This is a genomic window from Vibrio mytili (genome assembly GCF_000830505.1).
Classification (GTDB): domain Bacteria; phylum Pseudomonadota; class Gammaproteobacteria; order Enterobacterales; family Vibrionaceae; genus Vibrio; species Vibrio mytili.
Map to the genome: position 1 here is coordinate 19,205 of NZ_JXOK01000024.1, position 18,098 is coordinate 37,302.

The window sequence follows — 18,098 nt, forward strand, 5'->3', positions numbered from 1 at the left end:
AAGCTGCTACTTTGTGTTCGAATAGATAAAACTCTTCTATACCTTCAAAAGGTGTAGTGTTCAATAAACTCCTGTACTGCCAACTCAGGCACTGTCCAACTCAGCTGCTTACTGCACACTTCGATATTACGTGTAATGGTCATGTGTCACTTCTAAGGCAGGTGGTATGTGGAGATGCGGCCAGTGCACCATCACCGGCCCGTGTGCTTTCTAACTACTTGCGTCGGCCAAACGGCCAGCGACTCATTTTGTTGATTTGGTCGACCGAGCTCGTCATGTCCTTGTAAGCACGCCCAGCCAACTTATTTTGGAATACCTCCATTTTGTCGGCAATGGCTTTCATCTTCGGCCCGTGTCCGGTGTTGTGCAGCCACTGGCCCAAAAAATAGAAGACCAGCATCACAATGAACATCACTGCGAAAAAACCAAATACCTCCGCAAGGTTTTTAGGGTAAAGTGAGAAGCCATAAAAAATGCCAGTCAGTGTTACTGACTGGCATTCTATTTCTATTCTAATGGCCTAATTAGCTATTATAGCCCGCCCTACTCCCACTCGATTGTCGCTGGCGGCTTACCAGAGATGTCGTAAACAACACGCGAGATACCATCAATTTCGTTGATAATACGGTTAGAAACCTTACCAAGGAAATCGTATGGTAGGTGTGCCCAATGCGCTGTCATAAAGTCGATGGTTTCTACTGCACGTAGCGATACAACCCAATCGTACTTACGACCGTCGCCCATCACACCGACAGAACGCACAGGCAGGAATACGGTAAATGCTTGAGACACTTTGTTGTATAAGTCTGCTGCGTGTAGCTCTTCAATAAAGATAGCGTCTGCACGACGTAGCAAGTCACAGTACTCTTTCTTGATTTCGCCAAGAACACGAACACCTAGACCAGGTCCAGGGAATGGGTGGCGGTAAAGCATGTTGTATGGAAGACCTAGCTCTAGACCAATCTTACGTACTTCATCTTTAAACAGCTCACGTAGTGGCTCAACAAGACCCATTTCCATATCGTCTGGCAGACCGCCCACATTGTGGTGTGATTTGATCACGTGCGCTTTACCAGTCTTAGATGCAGCTGACTCGATAACGTCTGGGTAGATAGTACCCTGAGCTAGCCATTTCGCGTTTGCTAATTTCTTAGACTCTTCATCGAATACGTCTACGAATACGTGACCAATGGTCTTACGCTTATCTTCTGGGTCAGACTTGCCTTTAAGCGCGTCAAGGAAGCGATCTTCCGCATCGATCTTAATGATGTTTAGACCAAACTTGTCGCCAAACATGTCCATGACTTGTTGACCTTCGTTGAGACGAAGCAGACCGTTGTCAACAAATACACACGTTAGCTTATCGCCAATCGCGCGGTGAACCAACATTGCAACAACGGATGAATCTACACCACCAGAAAGACCTAGGATAACTTCGTCGTCACCCACTTGCTCTTTGATACGAGCAACTGCGTCTTCGATGATAGATTCAGATGTCCATAGACGCTCACAACCACACACACCGAGAACGAAGTTCTCAAGCATTTGTAGGCCTTGTTTGGTGTGCGTTACTTCTGGGTGGAACTGAACGCCGAAGTATTTCTTCTCTTCGTTCGCCATTGCAGCGTAAGGACAAGTGTCTGTCTGACCAACTTTGACAAAATCTGCTGGGATCTCGACCACTTTATCACCGTGGCTCATCCAAACATCTTGCGTCGCTTCAAGATCTTTAAAAATTGAACACTCGCCAGAAACTTGAACCTGAGCGTAACCAAATTCGCGTTCGTTCGAGCCAGCAACTTTACCACCTAGCTGTTCTGCCATTGTTTGCATGCCGTAACACACACCAAGAACAGGAACACCAGAGTCAAACACATATTGAGGGGCACGCGGAGAGTTTTCTTCGGTGACACTTTCAGGACCACCAGACAGGATAATGCCATCTGGGTTGAATTCACGAATATCCGCTTCTTCGACATCCCAGCTCCATAGCTCACAATAAACGCCGATTTCACGTACGCGGCGAGCAACGAGTTGAGTGTACTGAGAACCGAAGTCCAAGATCAGAATACGTTGGTCATGGATGTTTTTAGTCATTTTGAGCAGTCTTTTTAGGCTAAGTGATTAAAATCGAGGCGAGTGTACCCGCCTCTTATTAATGCTTCAAGGAAAAAGCAAACGTTTACGTCGAGAGATTCTTATTTAAATCTTGCTAATCAGGGATTAACCTCGGCGGTAGTTTGGCGCTTCCTTAGTGATTTGTACGTCATGTACGTGCGACTCTTGCATACCCGCACCAGAGATGCGTACGAATTCAGCTTTAGTACGCATATCTTCGATCGTCGCACTGCCAGTTAGGCCCATGCTTGAACGTAAACCACCCATTTGCTGGTGTACGATTTCTTTTAGACGACCTTTGTACGCAATACGACCTTCGATGCCTTCTGGTACCAGCTTATCTGCTGCGTTATCTGACTGGAAGTAGCGGTCAGAAGAACCTTGAGACATAGCACCAAGTGAGCCCATGCCTCGGTAAGATTTGTAAGAGCGGCCGTTGTACAAGATAACTTCGCCCGGTGCTTCTTCTGTACCAGCAAACATAGAACCAACCATCACACATGATGCCCCAGCAACGATAGCTTTACAGATGTCACCTGAAAAACGAATGCCGCCATCAGCAATAACAGGGATGCCGTATTGATTCGCTACTTCTGTTGCATCAGCAATAGCCGTAATTTGTGGAACGCCAACACCCGTTACGATACGAGTCGTACAGATAGAGCCTGGACCAATCCCGACTTTTACCGCACTTACGCCAGCTTCAATCAGCGATTTAGCACCGGCACCAGTGGCCACGTTACCACCAATGATGTCTAGATCCGGGTACGCAGCACGCGTTTCACGAATACGAGTAAGCACACCTTCAGAATGACCATGAGAAGAGTCGATAAGAAGAACATCAACACCAGCTTCAACCAATGCTGCTACACGCTCTTCATTACCAGCACCAGCACCGACAGCAGCACCAACACGTAGACTGCCGCGCTCATCTTTACATGAGTTTGGCTTACGCTCCGCTTTGTGGAAATCTTTTGCAGTGATCATACCAGTCAGTTTGAAGTCATCATTCACAACCAGTACTTTTTCTACACGTGCTTCGTGCATTTTTTCCTGCACTTCCTGACGGGTTGCGCCTTCTTTAACCGCAGCTAAGCTTTCTTTTGGTGTCATCACTGAAGACACTTTCTTAGAAAGATCCGTGACAAAACGAACGTCACGGCCAGTAATGATACCAACCAATTCGTTATGCTCTGTCACAACAGGGAAACCAGCAAAGCCGTGTTTTTCTGTTAGAGCGACTACGTCAGCAATCGTTTCATCTGGATTAACAGTAACTGGATCAGTAACGACGCCTGCTTCGAACTTTTTAACTTTACGAACTTCGGCCGCTTGTTGTTCGATAGACATGTTCTTGTGGATAAAGCCGATGCCACCTTCCTGCGCAAGTGCAATAGCAAGGCGAGCTTCGGTCACCGTGTCCATTGAGGCAGAAATCATTGGAATATTCAGAGTGATGTTTTTAGTCAGCTGAGTGCGAAGATCAGCTGTGTTTGGGAGAACGGTGGAGTGTGCTGGCACAAGCAGTACGTCGTCGAATGTCAGCGCTTCTTTGGCAATTCTTAGCATTTGCAATATCTCACAATTAGAGGAGTAAAAAGAACAATCCAATCTCATCGTTTCGCATAATGAGGGCAGCAAGTTTTCGGTTAACAAGCTACATTTGGATTAGATATTGCGGAGGGATTATACGTTTAACGCAATCGCTTGACTACAAATTTTTTAATTTTTTTCTTGCATTCACCCCCTTGCTATGTATTATATTGCCGCTAATTTCCATACTCTTGTCTGCGAGATTCGCTGTGCTCTCCAAGACCAATCAAAACATCTTCACTGTTTCTCGGCTTAATGCAGAAGTCCGTCTGCTGTTAGAAAATGAAATGGGGATCGTCTGGCTTGTGGGAGAAATCTCGAACTTCTCGGCCCCGGTATCAGGCCACTGGTATCTCACTCTTAAAGACTCCCGTGCTCAAGTAAAGTGCGCCATGTTCCGTGGCAATAACCGTCGAGTGTCATTTAAACCGACTAACGGTAATCAAGTACTGGTAAAGGCTCGCCTCTCTCTGTATGAGCCTCGCGGGGATTACCAACTTATTATTGAGAGCATGCAACCTGAAGGTGACGGTCGACTACAGCAAGAGTTTGAAGAACTGAAGATGAAGTTGGCTGCAGAGGGGTTGTTCGCGCAAACCAATAAACAGCTTCTACCTGAACATCCAAAATGTGTTGGTATCATCACTTCAAAAACAGGAGCCGCGCTTTACGACATTCTAGATGTATTAAAGCGTCGTGACCCTTCTCTTCCTGTCATCATCTACCCGACAGTCGTGCAAGGTGAACAAGCCGCCATTCAAATTGCTCAAGCAATTGGTCGAGCCAATAGTAGAAATGAATGCGATGTATTGATCGTAGGTCGCGGTGGCGGCTCATTGGAAGACATGTGGTGTTTCAATAACGAAATCCTCGCACGTACCATTGCAGCTAGCCAAATTCCCATTATCAGTGCCGTCGGTCATGAAGTGGATATTACCATTGCGGATTTCGTTGCTGACGTTCGTGCGCCAACGCCTTCTGCTGCGGCGGAGCTGGTCAGTCGTGACAATAGTCATAAGGAACAAACTCTTGTAGCTCGTCAACATAAGTTGGCCAGTACCATGCGTTACTATTTAGCGACACAAAAACAGCAAGCGGAAAAATTGTTACATCGTTTGGAACGCCAACACCCAAGTAACCAATTATACCGTCAGTCACAGCAACTGGATGAGTTAGATATGCGTCTGCGCAGAGCGATGCAACGCTTTGTTGATTCTCGGCAACAAACAGTAGAACGCAAACTTTATCGTCTACAGTTGAATTCACCCGTTAAACAACTGGCGCAGCAAAAATCGACACTTGAACGTGTAGAACAGAAACTTCTGGATGCAATGGATCGTAAACTCCTGTCGATGCGTCATCAATTGGCTATCGCGGCAGAAAAGCTCGAAACTGTCAGTCCACTAGCGACGCTAAAGCGTGGGTACTCCATTACACAAAACGAGAATGGTGAGGTCATCACGCAAACTTCAGATGTGAAAGCTGGCGATGCTATTGTGACCCGTTTATCCGGTGGCGAGATTCGCTCGACCGTCAATTAACCAGCCGATCCCTAACCCGCTGCAGACTCAAGCTTTTGAAATTCAAACCGAACGCGAGATTTTGATTTAAGCTCATTACAGGTGTTGCAAAAGTAGTTTGCTGCACCACAAGCCTGCAGTTTCTCTAGCTCTTGTTCGCAATCAGGACAAAAACCAACCTTTTTATAATCGGAACCACACTGATTACAGTGATACTGTCCAGTCCATTCCAATTCTTTCTCACAAGTCGGACACATGTTTGTCTGCATGTTTCTTCTACCTCAACTCATCTCGTCACAGTCATGCCCATTACCAGTACAAGCGTGTATTTGCTTACTATTAGTTAAAACGCTCTAAAATAGTAAAAACGCTCTAAAACGCTAGCGCTGGGCACCTTTCTCAAAGATCTTACACTGATCATCTGATATTTACTATTTGATCAGCGATCACCTATTAAAAGAATATTTATATCACCACACACCGAAAGCATAAGTTACATGTTCTGCATATGAATTTAAAACAGAATAAAAACACATTGATTGACAGCTTTAAACCAAGAATCAGAATTTAATAAAAAGATCTCATTAGCTAAAGTGGCTTTACATCCGTGTGCATTTCTATCGTTTGACTGTCACGCTCTATCAACGTCACATGTATTGAGCCAAACTCATTTAAATGACTTGAATGCGTTCCACCACAAGGGATGACGGCCATTTCTTTCTCTCCCAAATCACACTTCCAGTAGCGGGAATCGGTGAGACGCTGACCTTTGCATTCCATAGTGATCACAGTATCACGCGCAAGCCACTCGACCAATTGACGATTCACGCTTTCAGCAATCTCTTGTAGATCAGATAGCATATCTGCGCTGTTTAATCCTCTTTTACGCAATGTTTTGCCTAAGCGGTAAGTATCAACGCACTTATCAGGGGTGACAAAACTGCTCTCTTGAGCATAGCTGTTGAAGTCATAGTAGCCATGCGGGTCTTTACGATCTGCATCTTTACGCCAGTAGTCTGCGGCAAGGACTTTATTTAAGGCTAAAAAAGCAAGATGTCCAGCACTATGCCCTCGACTTAATGAAGACTGATACGCTTTATCCACTTCCATAGAGACAACCACTCCCGGTTCGAGTGACGGTGACGGCGGAATAACATGCACAACCACAAATACCCACCCTTCAGTATCGCGTTTTACAGGAATTGCACTTCCAACGTATAACTCGCCAGTCTGCTGCTCTATCGCACCAACTTGGCAATCCATCACTTCGATTAACTCGCCGCCATATCTCAGCACACCTTTGTCAGCCGGATGGTCTGGCCAAATATGACTGACGGGATGAAACGGAGTGGTCTCTGTCACGACATAAGTAACATTTTCTTGGTGATCAACTTGTTGCACTTGTGCTTCTAATTGCCACGTTTGATGGCAAAAACGGATTTTAGTCGCGTTTATCGTCATATTCGTTTGTTTCTGTCTTTTTAAGATAAAAAAATACCCAAGCAGCGGCTTGGGTATTGAGATGATTTTATTATTTATTGCGGTTTTTCACTGCAGACATCATACGCTTACGTTTGCGCTCTTGAGACATGGTAAGCTTATTCGTACGGTTCTCATACGGGTTGTCACTATTCTGGAAATTAATACGGATTGGTGTACCCATAATTTCCAGCGATTTACGGAAATAGTTCATCAGATAACGCTTGTACGAATCGGGCAGTTCACGAACCATATTACCGTGGATAACAATAATTGGTGGGTTATATCCCCCCGCGTGCGCGTATTTTAGTTTAATCCGACGACCACGAACCATAGGTGGTTGATGATCGTCAACGGCCATCTTCATGATTCGGGTAAGAACAGAAGTTCCTACTCGGGTAGTCGCAGACTTGTATGCCTCTTGAATCGACTCGAACAAGTGGCCAACCCCGGTGCCGTGTAGTGCGGAAATAAAGTGGATACGAGCAAAATCGACAAAACCGAGGCGGCGATCTAGCTCTTTCTTCACGTTTTCTTTCACATCACTATCAAGACCGTCCCATTTGTTTACGGCTAATACAATGGAACGACCTGCGTTCAGTGCAAAGCCTAGCAAGCTTAGATCTTGATCAGAGATATTTTCACGCGCATCAATAACCAACAACACCACGTTGGCATCTTCTACCGCTTTCAGTGTCTTAACCACTGAGAACTTCTCTACTGTTTCGTTGATACGACCACGACGACGAACACCTGCAGTATCAATCAATACATACTCTCGGCCGTCACGTTCCATCGGAATGTAGATCGAATCGCGAGTCGTGCCAGGCATATCGTACACAACGACACGCTCTTCACCCAGAATACGGTTGGTCAGTGTCGACTTACCCACGTTAGGTCGACCAATAATTGCCAGTTTAATTGGCTGCTCTTGGAGGCGCTTAAGATCTTGCTCGGCTTCCTCTTCGGTACGCTCTTCTGGCAGAAATTCGGCATCTTCAAACTCTGTTAAATCTTCGATTTCGCCTGCTTCTGATTCACTATCCAGTAAATCATCAAAAAATGGTGAAAGAGCTCGCTCAAGTAATGCGGTCACACCACGGCCATGCGCAGCTGCAATTTGGTACATGTCGTCCACACCAAGTTGCCAGAAGTCGGCACAAGCAGCATCAGCATCAATGCCATCAATTTTATTGACCACGAGCATGGCTGGCTTTTCAATTTTACGCAGGTGCGCAGCAATAGCTTCATCAGAAGGCGTAAGACCTGCACGACCATCAACCATGAAAAGTACCACGTCTGCTTCATCCATGGCGGCTAACGATTGCTGCGCCATCTTTGTTTCGACGCCTTCCTCGGTGCCATCGATACCACCGGTATCAATCACAATAAATTCGTGTTCTTCACCAAGTCTAGCTTGGCCATATTTACGGTCTCGTGTTAGGCCAGGAAAGTCCGCAACTAACGCATCACGAGTGCGCGTCAATCGGTTAAATAGTGTAGATTTACCTACGTTCGGACGCCCTACAAGAGCCACTACAGGTATCATAACAACCTCTAAAATAATCTATCTTCTGTAGTTATAGGTAACGACTTGCTCAATGCCAACTCAAACCAGCATTTTACCTATAACCACGTCAGGAATAACAATGACAAACAATAATTACAAACAATAATTACAAACAACAAAACGGCCCCTAGCTGTCACCAACCAGGAGCCGAATGTGAATTATATCACGATATTATTCTGTGATGGTTAGTTTCTTTACATCACCATTGCGAGTGGTGATGACATAACCGTCAGACAATAACGTAGGGCCAACCGCAAACCCACTGTCGTCAACATACTGCTGCGCAACAAAGTCACCGGTCGAGCGGTCGATCCAGTGCAAGTAGCCTAATGTATCGCCTACGACAAGGTAGCGCCCCATGACAACAGGCTTAGTCAACTGGCGGTTTTCCAATTGGTCGTTTGCCCACAGTTCCGTACCGCTACGAGCATCCACAGCAACAACGTGATCTTTTTCAGTAATGACAAAGATACGACTGCCATCTGTTGCAAGATCGTTGGCGGAGGAGTAATTACGCTTCCAAATAGGGTTTGCAGAACGTAAATCAACTGCGACTAACTGACCATTGAAACCCACGGTAAATAGCGTGCCGCCTAAGATAACCGGTGTAGAATCAACATCAACCAAACGATCAATTTCTGTTGCGCCTTTTGGAGTTCCGATCGGCTGTTGCCAAATGAGCTGCCCACGTTCAACAATCGCAGCGGCTAGACGACCATTTGCGGTTCCCCAGAAAACCCCGCCACCGGCAGCGACAGGTGTACTATCACCTCGTAACGTTAGGTTTGGCACTTCTGTTGCCAGCGCCCAGCGTTGCTCACCAGTGCTCTCGTTAAGCGCAATGAGTGTACCACGACTGGTATTAACCATGATTAGGCCGGAGTCAGCGACGGGATTTGCCAACACTTCACCACCAACTTCAACCCGCCAGCTCACTTCGCCAGTTTCTTGGTCAAGAGCAATCACTTCACCATTTTCGGATCCAATGAACACCTTACCGTATGCAGCAGTAATGCCACCTGAAAGACGCGCAATGACGTCTTGCTGAACATCAGTTTGCCACAAAGGCTGTCCGTTTTCTGGATCTAAGGCTTTTACTTTTCCATCACGGCTAGCGACAAATAACTTATCGTTAGCATAAACTGGTGACAGCTTTGAAAAATAATGTCCCACACCATCACCAACGGATGTACTCCACTCGGTGCTTGGGGTAAATTCACTGTCTACTTGCGGTAGCGGAGCCATCACAATGGTATCTTCTTCACCAGCACAACCAGCAAGAACTCCCACCGTTAACGCCCCTAACAAGGCTTTTTTAAAGACTCTTTTCATCCAATGCGGTCCTTATTTCGCCAGATCGTCCAGTTTCATTTGTAATGTTGGGCTTGCATCTGCTGCTTGTTGCGCCTCGGTATATGCGGCATGAGCTGCATTTTTGTCACCTTGACGCAGTGCAATATCTCCGCGCAGCTCTGCAATACGGCCACTCCAAGTCGCGTCAGTCACTTTACTTAGTTCAGAACTTGCTGCGTCAAAGTTGCCCATTTCCGCTTCAAGACGTGCGATACGGTAACTGATAAGTGGCGATAACGCCGCATCTTTGGTATTGCTTTGTGCCCATTTTAGTTGCTCAAGAGCCGCAGAAAGGTTTTGTTCATTGACGAATGATTTGGCTAACTGAAGTGCCGCCAGAACGGAGTACTCTTTGACCTGACTTGAGTCGATGAAAGCCTGAACATCCGCTTGTGCATCTAGTCCTTTTTCTTGCAACAAATTAATCGCTTGAGTGTAATTGTGTGAAGCTGCTTCACTCGCCTGAACGACAGAATCCTGATAATAACGCCAGCCAAATAGACCACCTAAGCCAACAACCGCACCGATGATGACGGCTTTACCGTTTTCTTTCCACCAGTCTTTAATGGCTTCAACTTGTTGTTCTTCAGTATCGTAAAGTTCCACTTCCTGTCCTCTTAAAACATGTAAATGGCAGCAAGGCTGCCATTGTTCCCATTTCGTTTAAAGGCTCCTCGATTGGGAGCCTTAATTTACGAACTAGGATGTATTTGCTAGCTTACTAAAAGACCTAGATCAGTGCTGCGATCTTATCAGCAACTTCTGCTTGGTTGTAAGTATGTTGCTCACCACCCGCTAAATCTTTCAGTACAACGGTGTTATCCGCGACCTCATTTTCACCCAGAACCAATGCTACTACAGCACCAACTTTGTCTGCGCGCTTAAACTGTTTCTTAAAGTTACCACCGCCGAAGTGAGTCATAATCCGGACATCAGGGATGGCTTCACGAAGATGCTCTGCGAGCTTCATTCCTGACATCATCGTACCCTCACCTGCAGTCACAACATACACATCGACGCTACGACGTACATCAGCAAGCTCAAGCGTTTCAAGCATTAGAACCAGACGCTCAAGCCCCATAGCGAATCCAACCGCTGGAGTTGCTTTGCCACCCAGTTGTTCCACAAGACCGTCGTAGCGACCACCACCACATACGGTTCCTTGTGCACCTAAACTTTCGGTGATCCATTCAAATACTGTACGGTTGTAGTAATCCAAACCACGAACGAGACGCTCATTAACAGTGTATTCGATACCTGCTGCATCAAGAAGTTCACAAAGACCAGCAAAATGTTGTTTAGATTCTTCATCTAAGTAGTCAGAAAGTCGAGGTGCGTCACCCAACACCGCTTGGATATCTGGATTTTTAGTATCCAATACTCGTAATGGGTTAGTGTGCATACGTCGCTTGCAATCGTCATCTAGAATATCCATATGTTGCTCTAGAAATGCGATTAGCGCGGTACGATAGTTGGCACGGGCTTCAAGCGAACCAATTGAGTTCAACTCTAGACGCACATGTTTATCAATGCCCAGTTCACGCCATAAACGTGCAGTCATCATGATAAGCTCCGCATCGACATCGGGGCCATTGAGACCAAACACTTCCACACCACACTGGTGGAATTGACGGTAACGGCCTTTTTGCGGACGTTCGTGACGGAACATTGGTCCCATGTACCATAAACGTTGCTCTTGGTTATAAAGCAAACCGTTTTCTATACCAGCTCGAACACAACCTGCTGTACCTTCAGGGCGAAGCGTTAAGCTATCACCATTGCGATCCGCGAACGTGTACATTTCTTTTTCAACCACGTCCGTTACTTCACCAATGGCGCGACTAAATAGTTGCGTCATCTCAACGATTGGCATGCGAACTTCATTGTAACCATAAGCGCTAATGACTTTTTTCACTGTGTTTTCTAGCTTTTGCCACAGCGGAGACTGAGTTGGGAGGCAATCGTTCATGCCTCGAATTGCTTGAATTGTTTTTGCCACAATACTTACCGTAATTCTCGTTGAGATTAATCTTGTATTTTCACTTGAATGCGATTTTCACCATCCATCATGGCGGCTTTCGCACGGATCTTAGCTTCGAGCTGATTCACAAGGTCGTTATTGTCAAAGCGCTCTTTCTGACGCTTACCATCTTCGTAGAAGGCACTCTTTTTATTACTGCCCGCAAGGCCAAGATGAGACACTTCCGCTTCTCCAGGGCCATTGACGACACAACCAATGATCGAAACATCCATCGGGGTAATAATGTCTTCTAAACGCTCTTCTAAGGCATTAACGGTAGCAATAACATCAAATTCCTGACGAGAACAACTCGGACACGCGATAAAGTTGATACCACGTGAGCGAATACGTAGAGATTTAAGAATATCGAAGCCGACCTTAATTTCTTCAACTGGGTTAGCCGCTAAGGAGATACGTAATGTATCACCGATGCCTTCCGCGAGCAGCATACCTAAGCCGACAGATGACTTCACCGCTCCTGCACGTGCGCCACCCGCTTCAGTGATCCCTAAGTGCAAAGGTTGGTCGATTTTCTTAGCTAATAAACGATAAGAATCTACCGCTAAAAATACATCCGACGCTTTGACACTCACTTTAAACTGATCAAAGTTGAGGCGATCAAGGTGATCGACGTGACGCATAGCCGACTCGACTAAGGCTTCCGGGGTCGGCTCTCCATATTTCATCTGCAGATCTTTTTCTAAAGAACCACCGTTGACACCAATACGGATCGGAATGTTTTTATCTCGGGCACAATCGACTACAGAGCGAATTCGCTCTTCATTACCAATGTTACCAGGGTTGATGCGTAAACAATCTACGCCATACTCTGCCACTTTAAGCGCGATACGGTAGTCAAAGTGAATATCCGCTACCAAAGGAACAGATACTTGCTGTTTGATTAGCTTAAACGCTTCAGCTGCATCCATCGTTGGTACGGAGACTCGTACAATGTCTGCACCGACATTTTCTAGTGCTCGGATTTGTGCGACTGTCGCTTCTACGTCAGTCGTGCGGGTGTTAGTCATTGACTGTACAGCGATAGGTGCACCATCACCAACAGGTACATCACCCACATAAATACGCGTCGATTTACGACGAATGATTGGAGATTCGTGTTGCATAATTCTTTATAACGGTAAAGTGAATCTAGCTACTCTGCCTGAAGTATACCCAGAAAGATCAACCGGTTCACTTGCAAATGTCATCGTAACCCCTTCAGGAGCACCCAATATCACTTTAAATGGCGCTTTCCCGGTCAGTTTTACATCTTGACCTGGTTTATGAGTGCCACTTACCAGTGTTTTTCCATTAGTATCTTTCACTTGAATCCAGCAATCTGCTGTAAATTTCATTGTGATTAAGGTCATGCCTTCAGGAACCACTACTGCCGGCTCCTGAGTTTCTTCGACATCCGTCGCTGATATTGATTGCTCTGCGCTCTCATCAACAGATTGGTCGGTGTTCGGAGTCAATACTGCCGTTGTTTCAGCCGCGCTCATATCAGTATCGGCCATCATAGTTTCAGAAGCAGAAGTACTTACCACCTCAGGTGCAACGTCTTTAGGAGCACTAGCGATTAATTCTTCAGCTGTCATCAAATCGATATCTGCGAGCTCTTGCTTGCTCTGCTCGGACGTATCGCTACTGGCATTAGCGACAACTTGAGTCAGGCTATTGTCATGCTGATTTTGCCACCACCAAGCAGCAGAAATACCAGTAATCACTATCGCAATTAACCAAGTCAGGAACATGATGCGACTGTTGTGCTTTTCGTGCTTGGTTTTGCGCGAAAAACTCTGCATTTCTATTTCTTGAGTTTTCGGTTGTGACGGTAAAGTTTGCTCTAGAGCTGACAGCACCACTTTTTCATCAAGACCGACCACTTTTGCATACGAACGCAAATAACCTCGAGTAAACGTTGCAACTTGGTGAGATTCAAAACGGTTGTCTTCTATATCTTCAATAACAGAAACACGAAGCCTGAGGCGATCAGCAACTTGCTTCTGGGTCATACCGATGGATTCGCGTTTATTTTTTAGGAGTGTGCCCGGTTCAGTTGAAAGCGGGACTTCATTGGTATTTTCGTTTTCTGTCATAATGATGGTATTTAATCTGTTTAGTGGTTAATACAATTCTTTATTTTCGTTTTTGTTCTGAAAGCTCACTACAACTAAAAAGTAGCCAGCCCTAACGCATTAACCAAAATAATATTTTAACAAATCTTCAGCACTCTATATGCGAATACACGTTCTGCGCAAAACAGCAAAGCGTAGGAGAAAAGAGCCGAAGTTGTCAGCGTTGTCGTTAATGTCATACATAATGATAAGCGAATGTATAACAAAGACAAAAACTCATTCTACTCAAACTAACAGATAGCTGAAGCTTTTGTCCAAACTTTGACAGTATAAATTGAAATAAACGCCAAATGCTCTCAATTTAAAGAGGTAGGGTAAACAAAATAGCCAGAGCTAGGCTCTGGCTATCGTTAACTCTGCTCGTTTATACTGCTTTTACATCGATGCTTTCTGCACCACGTGCTGCTTTTAGCATTGCTGTGCGCTTAGTTCTATCAATCACATCACCCACAAGTTGACCACAAGCGGCGTCAATATCATCACCACGCGTTTTACGTACAGTCACCGTGTGTTCGTATTTCATCAACGTTTTCTGGAAGCGATCAATACGAGAGTTACTTGGCTTTTTATAAGGAGAACCTGGGTAAGGATTGAACGGAATCAAGTTAATCTTACATGGCGTGTCTTTCATCAACTCTGCAAGCTCGCGAGCATGCTCCATGTCATCATTAACATGATCTAGTAAAACATACTCAACCGTTACTTTACCGCGGTTTGCATTAGACGACGCAATATAACGACGCACAGAAGCAAGAAAATCTTCAATATCCCAGCGATCATTAATTGGCATAATTTCACTACGTAGCTTGTCATTTGGTGCGTGCAAAGAGATAGCCAGCGCCACATCAATTTTGCCCGTCATTTGATCAAGACCAGAAACAACGCCAGATGTCGATACAGTCACTCGGCGTTTAGATAAACCAAAGCCTAAGTCATCCAACATGATTTCTAACGCAGGAATCAAGTTTTTCATGTTCAAAAGCGGTTCGCCCATGCCCATCATCACAACGTTGGTGATAGGACGACGTCCCGTCTCTTTTTCCAGGCCAATCTCACGCGCAGCACGCCAAACCTGACCGATGATTTCTGAAACTTTTAGGTTACGGTTAAATCCCTGTTGTGCTGTTGAGCAGAACTTACATGCTAGTGCACAACCAACTTGAGACGACACACACAATGTCGCACGATCGTCTTCAGGGATGTATACGGTTTCTACATCCTGGTCACCGACTTTCATCGCCCATTTAATCGTGCCATCGGAAGAGTGTTGCGCTTCGGCAACGTATGGCGCTTTAATCTCACATTTATGCTGCAGTTTTTCACGCAATTTCTTGTTGATGTTCGTCATGTTCTCGAAGTCATCAACACCGAAATGGTATATCCACTTCATAACCTGATCAGCACGGAACGCTTTCTCGCCGAGCTCTTCCGCGAAAAACTGACGCATGCCTTTGCGATCAAAGTCGAGTAGATTGATTTTTTCAGTGGTCATGTTGCCTCTCAATGACTGAAACAAGAATAAGGGCGCGAATTGTACAGCCTTTATGCAGCTACAACAAGAGGGGTAAACCCCTGAGTTTGCTAAGGCATTAAAATCATTATGCTTAAAATTTAACCACAACAATTGTCGATGTTTTCAGATAAGAATCAGATAAGAAAAAGCCTCGGAAGTTTCCGAGGCTAACAGTCTTAACTACCCAATAAGCGTAAAGCGCAACAAGTCGCTGAACATTAACGCGGATAAATTTCTGACTCTGGGAAAAAGAATTCGATTTCTCGAGCAGCAGACTCTGGGCTATCTGAGCCATGAACAGAGTTATGGCGCATACTGAGCGCATAGTCTGCACGTAGTGTACCGCATGCTGCTTCTTCTGGGTTTGTTTTACCCATAAGTTCTCGGTAACGGGCAATAGCGTTTTCACCTTCCAACACCTGAACCATAATCGGGCCAGACGTCATAAACTCTTTAAGAGCAGGAAAAAATGCTTTACCTTCGTGTTCAGCATAAAAACCACTGGCTTGATCTTCAGTAAGATGAACCATCTTTGCCGCGACAATACGCAAACCGGCTTTCTCAATACGGTTGTAAATTGCACCAATTAGGTTTCGTTCCACTGCATCAGGCTTAACAATTGAGAACGTTCTTTCTAGAGCCATAAAATGTCCTTTTTGTACTTGTAATAGTAATAGTTCTGAATAGCTTATTATTAAGCAAGCGGCACCAACAAAATCAGTACCGCAATTGGTATTATTTACCCGCTTGTTCGTTCAGTAAACGAGCTAGCGTGCGTACACCCATGCCCGTAGCGCCCGCCGCCCATTTATCGGATGCAGACTTACGGTAAGTACCAGCGCAATCAAAATGCAGCCAACCCTTCTTATAGTCTTCAACAAAGTAAGACAAAAACGCTGCCGCTGTGCTTGCGCCTGGAGAGTAATCACCTGAGCTGATGTTGGATAAATCAGCAAAGTTGGAAGGCAGCATACCTCGATGGAAATCGGCAAGAGGAAGTGGCCATAAACCTTCTTTCTCTTGATTTGCTGCCGTGAGCGCTTGATGAGAAAGCTCCTCATCAAAGCTCATCAGCGCGTGATAATCGTTACCCAACGCATTCTTAGCTGCGCCAGTTAACGTCGCACAATCAATAATAAGCTCTGGTTTTTGCTCACTGGCGTAAATCAGGCCATCCGCTAAGACTAAACGTCCTTCAGCATCGGTATTCATGATTTCTACCGTTTTGCCATTTTTGTAGGTAATGATATCGCCAAGCTTAAGCGCTCGACCAGACACCATGTTTTCTGCACAGCAAAGAATCAGTTTGACGCGCTTATTCAGCCCACGTTGAATCGCTAAGCCCAAACCGCCAGTTACTGTTGCAGAGCCCCCCATATCCGCCTTCATTGACGTCATAAAGTTGGAAGGCTTTAAGCTGTAACCGCCTGAGTCAAAGGTGATGCCCTTACCCACTAAACACGCAAATACTGGGGCGTTTTCATCACCCGTTGGGTTATAATCCAATTGCAGCATCGCGGAGGTACGTGATGATCCTCGGCCTACGGCGAAAATGCCTTCCCAACCTTCTGTAAGAAGATCTTTGTCTTTTACGATGCGAGCGGTAACGGTGCCTTCCGGAGCCATAGACTTAATAAACTCAGCCGCCATAGAAGCCAGTTGACGAGGTGCGACCTCTTCTGCCGTTTTATTGATGATATCGCGTGTGAAATCAGTCGCTTTAATTCGAGCTTGAAGTTCGAGCTGTTCCTGTTCAGGCAGCGCTTTCCATTCAAGTGCTCCATGCTTCTTAGGATTGCGATAGCCTTGATGAAACGCCCAAACACTTTCCAGGTCCCAGTTATCGCCTGCAAGCAAAATAGAGCGAATCCCTTGGCCATCAAGCTGGCGAGCTGCGCGTTGGATTGCGCCAAGATCATGACCTTCCCCTAAGTGAACGGTTGTTCCGTTTTCTGAAAACGAAAGCAGCGCTTTTTCACCCCAATGTGGTGCTGCAGAATCTTGACTTAAAAATACGGACATCTGTGTAGACATGGTTTCTCCTTGTCTTATTCTCGGCATTACCTGTGCCGCTTATTTTAATAACTCCCGGATGTTAGCATTTTGTAGGTTGAAAATGTCAATTTGATAAAAAAACGGACTCTAGAGTCCGTTTTTTTTAGTAAGAATTGTTAACTAGGCTGTATTTTGCAGCTCTAATCAGCTTCGTCCATCCAACACATGATGACGGCTTCAAGAATCTTTTCGTTACAATGGTTTGGATCATCTTCAAACTCATCCAACTCCATGATCCATTGATGAAGATCGGTAAACCGCACCGTTTTAGGATCGACATCAGGAAACTTGTCACAAAGTTCAATTGCGATGTCACGAGAGTCTGTCCATTTCATGCTCATTTTCCTTTTGTTCATCCCTCAATATTTAAGGGCTACAAGCGTAGTCTTGTTATTTTAGTGATCTTCTGACGCATGGTTCAGCGTGTATTTAGGGATTTCGACAACTAAGTCTTCATCCGCAATTCTAGCCTGGCAACCAAGACGAGATTCTGGCTCTAGGCCCCATGCTTTATCCAACATGTCATCTTCTTGCTCTTCACTCTCTTCCAAAGAGTCAAAGCCTTCACGGATAATGACATGACACGTAGTACATGCACATGATTTTTCACATGCGTGCTCAATGCCAATACCATTTTTCAGCGCTACGTCTAGAACGGTGTCACCGTTGTTTGCTTCCAACACTGCACCCTCAGGGCATAAATCTTCGTGTGGTAATACAATAATCTTAGGCATAACT

The 18,098-nt window shown here is 45.4% G+C and carries 17 protein-coding genes; 1 reads left to right on the forward strand and 16 read right to left on the reverse strand.

Annotation, left to right across the window (positions count from 1 at the left end):
* Window positions 1-214: 214 nt before the first annotated feature.
* The 3 genes from SU60_RS07940 to guaB form a co-directional block, all read right to left on the reverse strand.
* The gene (locus SU60_RS07940; RefSeq protein WP_052481512.1) at window positions 215-412 is read right to left on the reverse strand and encodes a hypothetical protein; all 198 of its coding nucleotides are present in this window, start codon (window positions 410-412) and stop codon (window positions 215-217) included.
* A gap of 131 nt (window positions 413-543) precedes the next feature.
* Window positions 544-2,097 (reverse strand): glutamine-hydrolyzing GMP synthase, encoded by a 1,554-nt coding sequence (gene guaA, locus SU60_RS07945; RefSeq protein WP_041155044.1) that lies wholly within the window; start codon window positions 2,095-2,097, stop codon window positions 544-546.
* Between the two features lie 126 nt (window positions 2,098-2,223).
* Window positions 2,224-3,687 (reverse strand): IMP dehydrogenase, encoded by a 1,464-nt coding sequence (gene guaB / locus SU60_RS07950; RefSeq protein WP_041155045.1) that lies wholly within the window; start codon window positions 3,685-3,687, stop codon window positions 2,224-2,226.
* Between the two features lie 233 nt (window positions 3,688-3,920).
* Between guaB and xseA the strand changes: the two genes are divergently transcribed.
* Window positions 3,921-5,252 (forward strand): exodeoxyribonuclease VII large subunit, encoded by a 1,332-nt coding sequence (xseA, locus tag SU60_RS07955; RefSeq protein WP_041155046.1) that lies wholly within the window; start codon window positions 3,921-3,923, stop codon window positions 5,250-5,252.
* Between the two features lie 11 nt (window positions 5,253-5,263).
* Here xseA and SU60_RS07960 read toward each other — a convergent pair whose 3' ends face one another.
* From SU60_RS07960 to fdx, 13 genes are all read right to left on the reverse strand, one after another.
* Window positions 5,264-5,500 carry a zinc ribbon domain-containing protein gene (locus SU60_RS07960; protein WP_041155047.1) on the reverse strand — a complete coding sequence of 79 codons (237 nt, stop codon included), beginning with the start codon at window positions 5,498-5,500 and terminating at the stop codon, window positions 5,264-5,266.
* A 319-nt stretch (window positions 5,501-5,819) separates the two neighbouring features.
* Window positions 5,820-6,692, reverse strand: a complete 873-nt coding sequence (locus SU60_RS07965; RefSeq protein WP_041155048.1) for an alanyl-tRNA editing protein — start codon at window positions 6,690-6,692, stop codon at window positions 5,820-5,822.
* A 70-nt stretch (window positions 6,693-6,762) separates the two neighbouring features.
* A complete protein-coding gene (der, locus tag SU60_RS07970; RefSeq protein ID WP_041155049.1) occupies window positions 6,763-8,259 on the reverse strand; it encodes a ribosome biogenesis GTPase Der in 1,497 nt (498 codons plus the stop codon).
* Window positions 8,260-8,452: 193 nt separating this feature from the next.
* Entirely contained in the window at window positions 8,453-9,613 is a 1,161-nt protein-coding gene (gene bamB, locus SU60_RS07975) for an outer membrane protein assembly factor BamB (RefSeq protein WP_041155050.1), read from the reverse strand.
* Window positions 9,614-9,625: 12 nt separating this feature from the next.
* Complete coding sequence (locus SU60_RS07980) at window positions 9,626-10,240, reverse strand: YfgM family protein (protein ID WP_041155051.1); 615 nt, start codon at window positions 10,238-10,240, stop codon at window positions 9,626-9,628.
* 124 nt (window positions 10,241-10,364) lie between these two features.
* A complete protein-coding gene (gene hisS / locus SU60_RS07985) occupies window positions 10,365-11,633 on the reverse strand; it encodes a histidine--tRNA ligase (RefSeq protein WP_041155052.1) in 1,269 nt (422 codons plus the stop codon).
* 26 nt (window positions 11,634-11,659) lie between these two features.
* Window positions 11,660-12,778 carry a flavodoxin-dependent (E)-4-hydroxy-3-methylbut-2-enyl-diphosphate synthase gene (ispG, locus tag SU60_RS07990; RefSeq protein WP_041155053.1) on the reverse strand — a complete coding sequence of 373 codons (1,119 nt, stop codon included), beginning with the start codon at window positions 12,776-12,778 and terminating at the stop codon, window positions 11,660-11,662.
* 6 nt (window positions 12,779-12,784) lie between these two features.
* Entirely contained in the window at window positions 12,785-13,753 is a 969-nt protein-coding gene (gene rodZ / locus SU60_RS07995; protein WP_041155054.1) for a cytoskeleton protein RodZ, read from the reverse strand.
* Window positions 13,754-14,156: 403 nt separating this feature from the next.
* Window positions 14,157-15,284 (reverse strand): dual-specificity RNA methyltransferase RlmN, encoded by a 1,128-nt coding sequence (gene rlmN, locus SU60_RS08000; protein ID WP_041155055.1) that lies wholly within the window; start codon window positions 15,282-15,284, stop codon window positions 14,157-14,159.
* Between the two features lie 239 nt (window positions 15,285-15,523).
* Window positions 15,524-15,949: a nucleoside-diphosphate kinase gene (gene ndk / locus SU60_RS08005; RefSeq protein ID WP_041155056.1), complete on the reverse strand. Its 426-nt coding sequence runs from the start codon at window positions 15,947-15,949 to the stop codon at window positions 15,524-15,526.
* Window positions 15,950-16,040: 91 nt separating this feature from the next.
* On the reverse strand, window positions 16,041-17,339 hold the full coding sequence (gene pepB / locus SU60_RS08010; RefSeq protein ID WP_041155057.1) for an aminopeptidase PepB: 1,299 nt from the start codon (window positions 17,337-17,339) through the stop codon (window positions 16,041-16,043).
* A 161-nt stretch (window positions 17,340-17,500) separates the two neighbouring features.
* Window positions 17,501-17,695: a Fe-S cluster assembly protein IscX gene (gene iscX / locus SU60_RS08015; protein WP_041155058.1), complete on the reverse strand. Its 195-nt coding sequence runs from the start codon at window positions 17,693-17,695 to the stop codon at window positions 17,501-17,503.
* Window positions 17,696-17,755: 60 nt separating this feature from the next.
* Window positions 17,756-18,094 (reverse strand): ISC system 2Fe-2S type ferredoxin, encoded by a 339-nt coding sequence (fdx, locus tag SU60_RS08020; RefSeq protein WP_041155059.1) that lies wholly within the window; start codon window positions 18,092-18,094, stop codon window positions 17,756-17,758.
* Window positions 18,095-18,098: the final 4 nt, after the last annotated feature.

Bases quoted from the DNA above. Each gene is read 5' to 3' on its own strand.
- SU60_RS07965 (WP_041155048.1), bottom strand. From the start codon at position 6,692: ATGACGATAAACGCGACTAAAATCCGTTTTTGCCATCAAACGTGGCAA.
- SU60_RS07940 (WP_052481512.1), bottom strand. From the start codon at position 412: ATGTTCATTGTGATGCTGGTCTTCTATTTTTTGGGCCAGTGGCTGCAC.
- der (WP_041155049.1), bottom strand. From the start codon at position 8,259: ATGATACCTGTAGTGGCTCTTGTAGGGCGTCCGAACGTAGGTAAATCT.
- bamB (WP_041155050.1), bottom strand. From the start codon at position 9,613: ATGAAAAGAGTCTTTAAAAAAGCCTTGTTAGGGGCGTTAACGGTGGGA.
- SU60_RS07960 (WP_041155047.1), bottom strand. From the start codon at position 5,500: ATGCAGACAAACATGTGTCCGACTTGTGAGAAAGAATTGGAATGGACT.
- guaB (WP_041155045.1), bottom strand. From the start codon at position 3,687: ATGCTAAGAATTGCCAAAGAAGCGCTGACATTCGACGACGTACTGCTT.
- iscX (WP_041155058.1), bottom strand. From the start codon at position 17,695: ATGAAATGGACAGACTCTCGTGACATCGCAATTGAACTTTGTGACAAG.
- rodZ (WP_041155054.1), bottom strand. From the start codon at position 13,753: ATGACAGAAAACGAAAATACCAATGAAGTCCCGCTTTCAACTGAACCG.
- ndk (WP_041155056.1), bottom strand. From the start codon at position 15,949: ATGGCTCTAGAAAGAACGTTCTCAATTGTTAAGCCTGATGCAGTGGAA.
- rlmN (WP_041155055.1), bottom strand. From the start codon at position 15,284: ATGACCACTGAAAAAATCAATCTACTCGACTTTGATCGCAAAGGCATG.
- ispG (WP_041155053.1), bottom strand. From the start codon at position 12,778: ATGCAACACGAATCTCCAATCATTCGTCGTAAATCGACGCGTATTTAT.
- fdx (WP_041155059.1), bottom strand. From the start codon at position 18,094: ATGCCTAAGATTATTGTATTACCACACGAAGATTTATGCCCTGAGGGT.
- pepB (WP_041155057.1), bottom strand. From the start codon at position 17,339: ATGTCTACACAGATGTCCGTATTTTTAAGTCAAGATTCTGCAGCACCA.
- guaA (WP_041155044.1), bottom strand. From the start codon at position 2,097: ATGACTAAAAACATCCATGACCAACGTATTCTGATCTTGGACTTCGGT.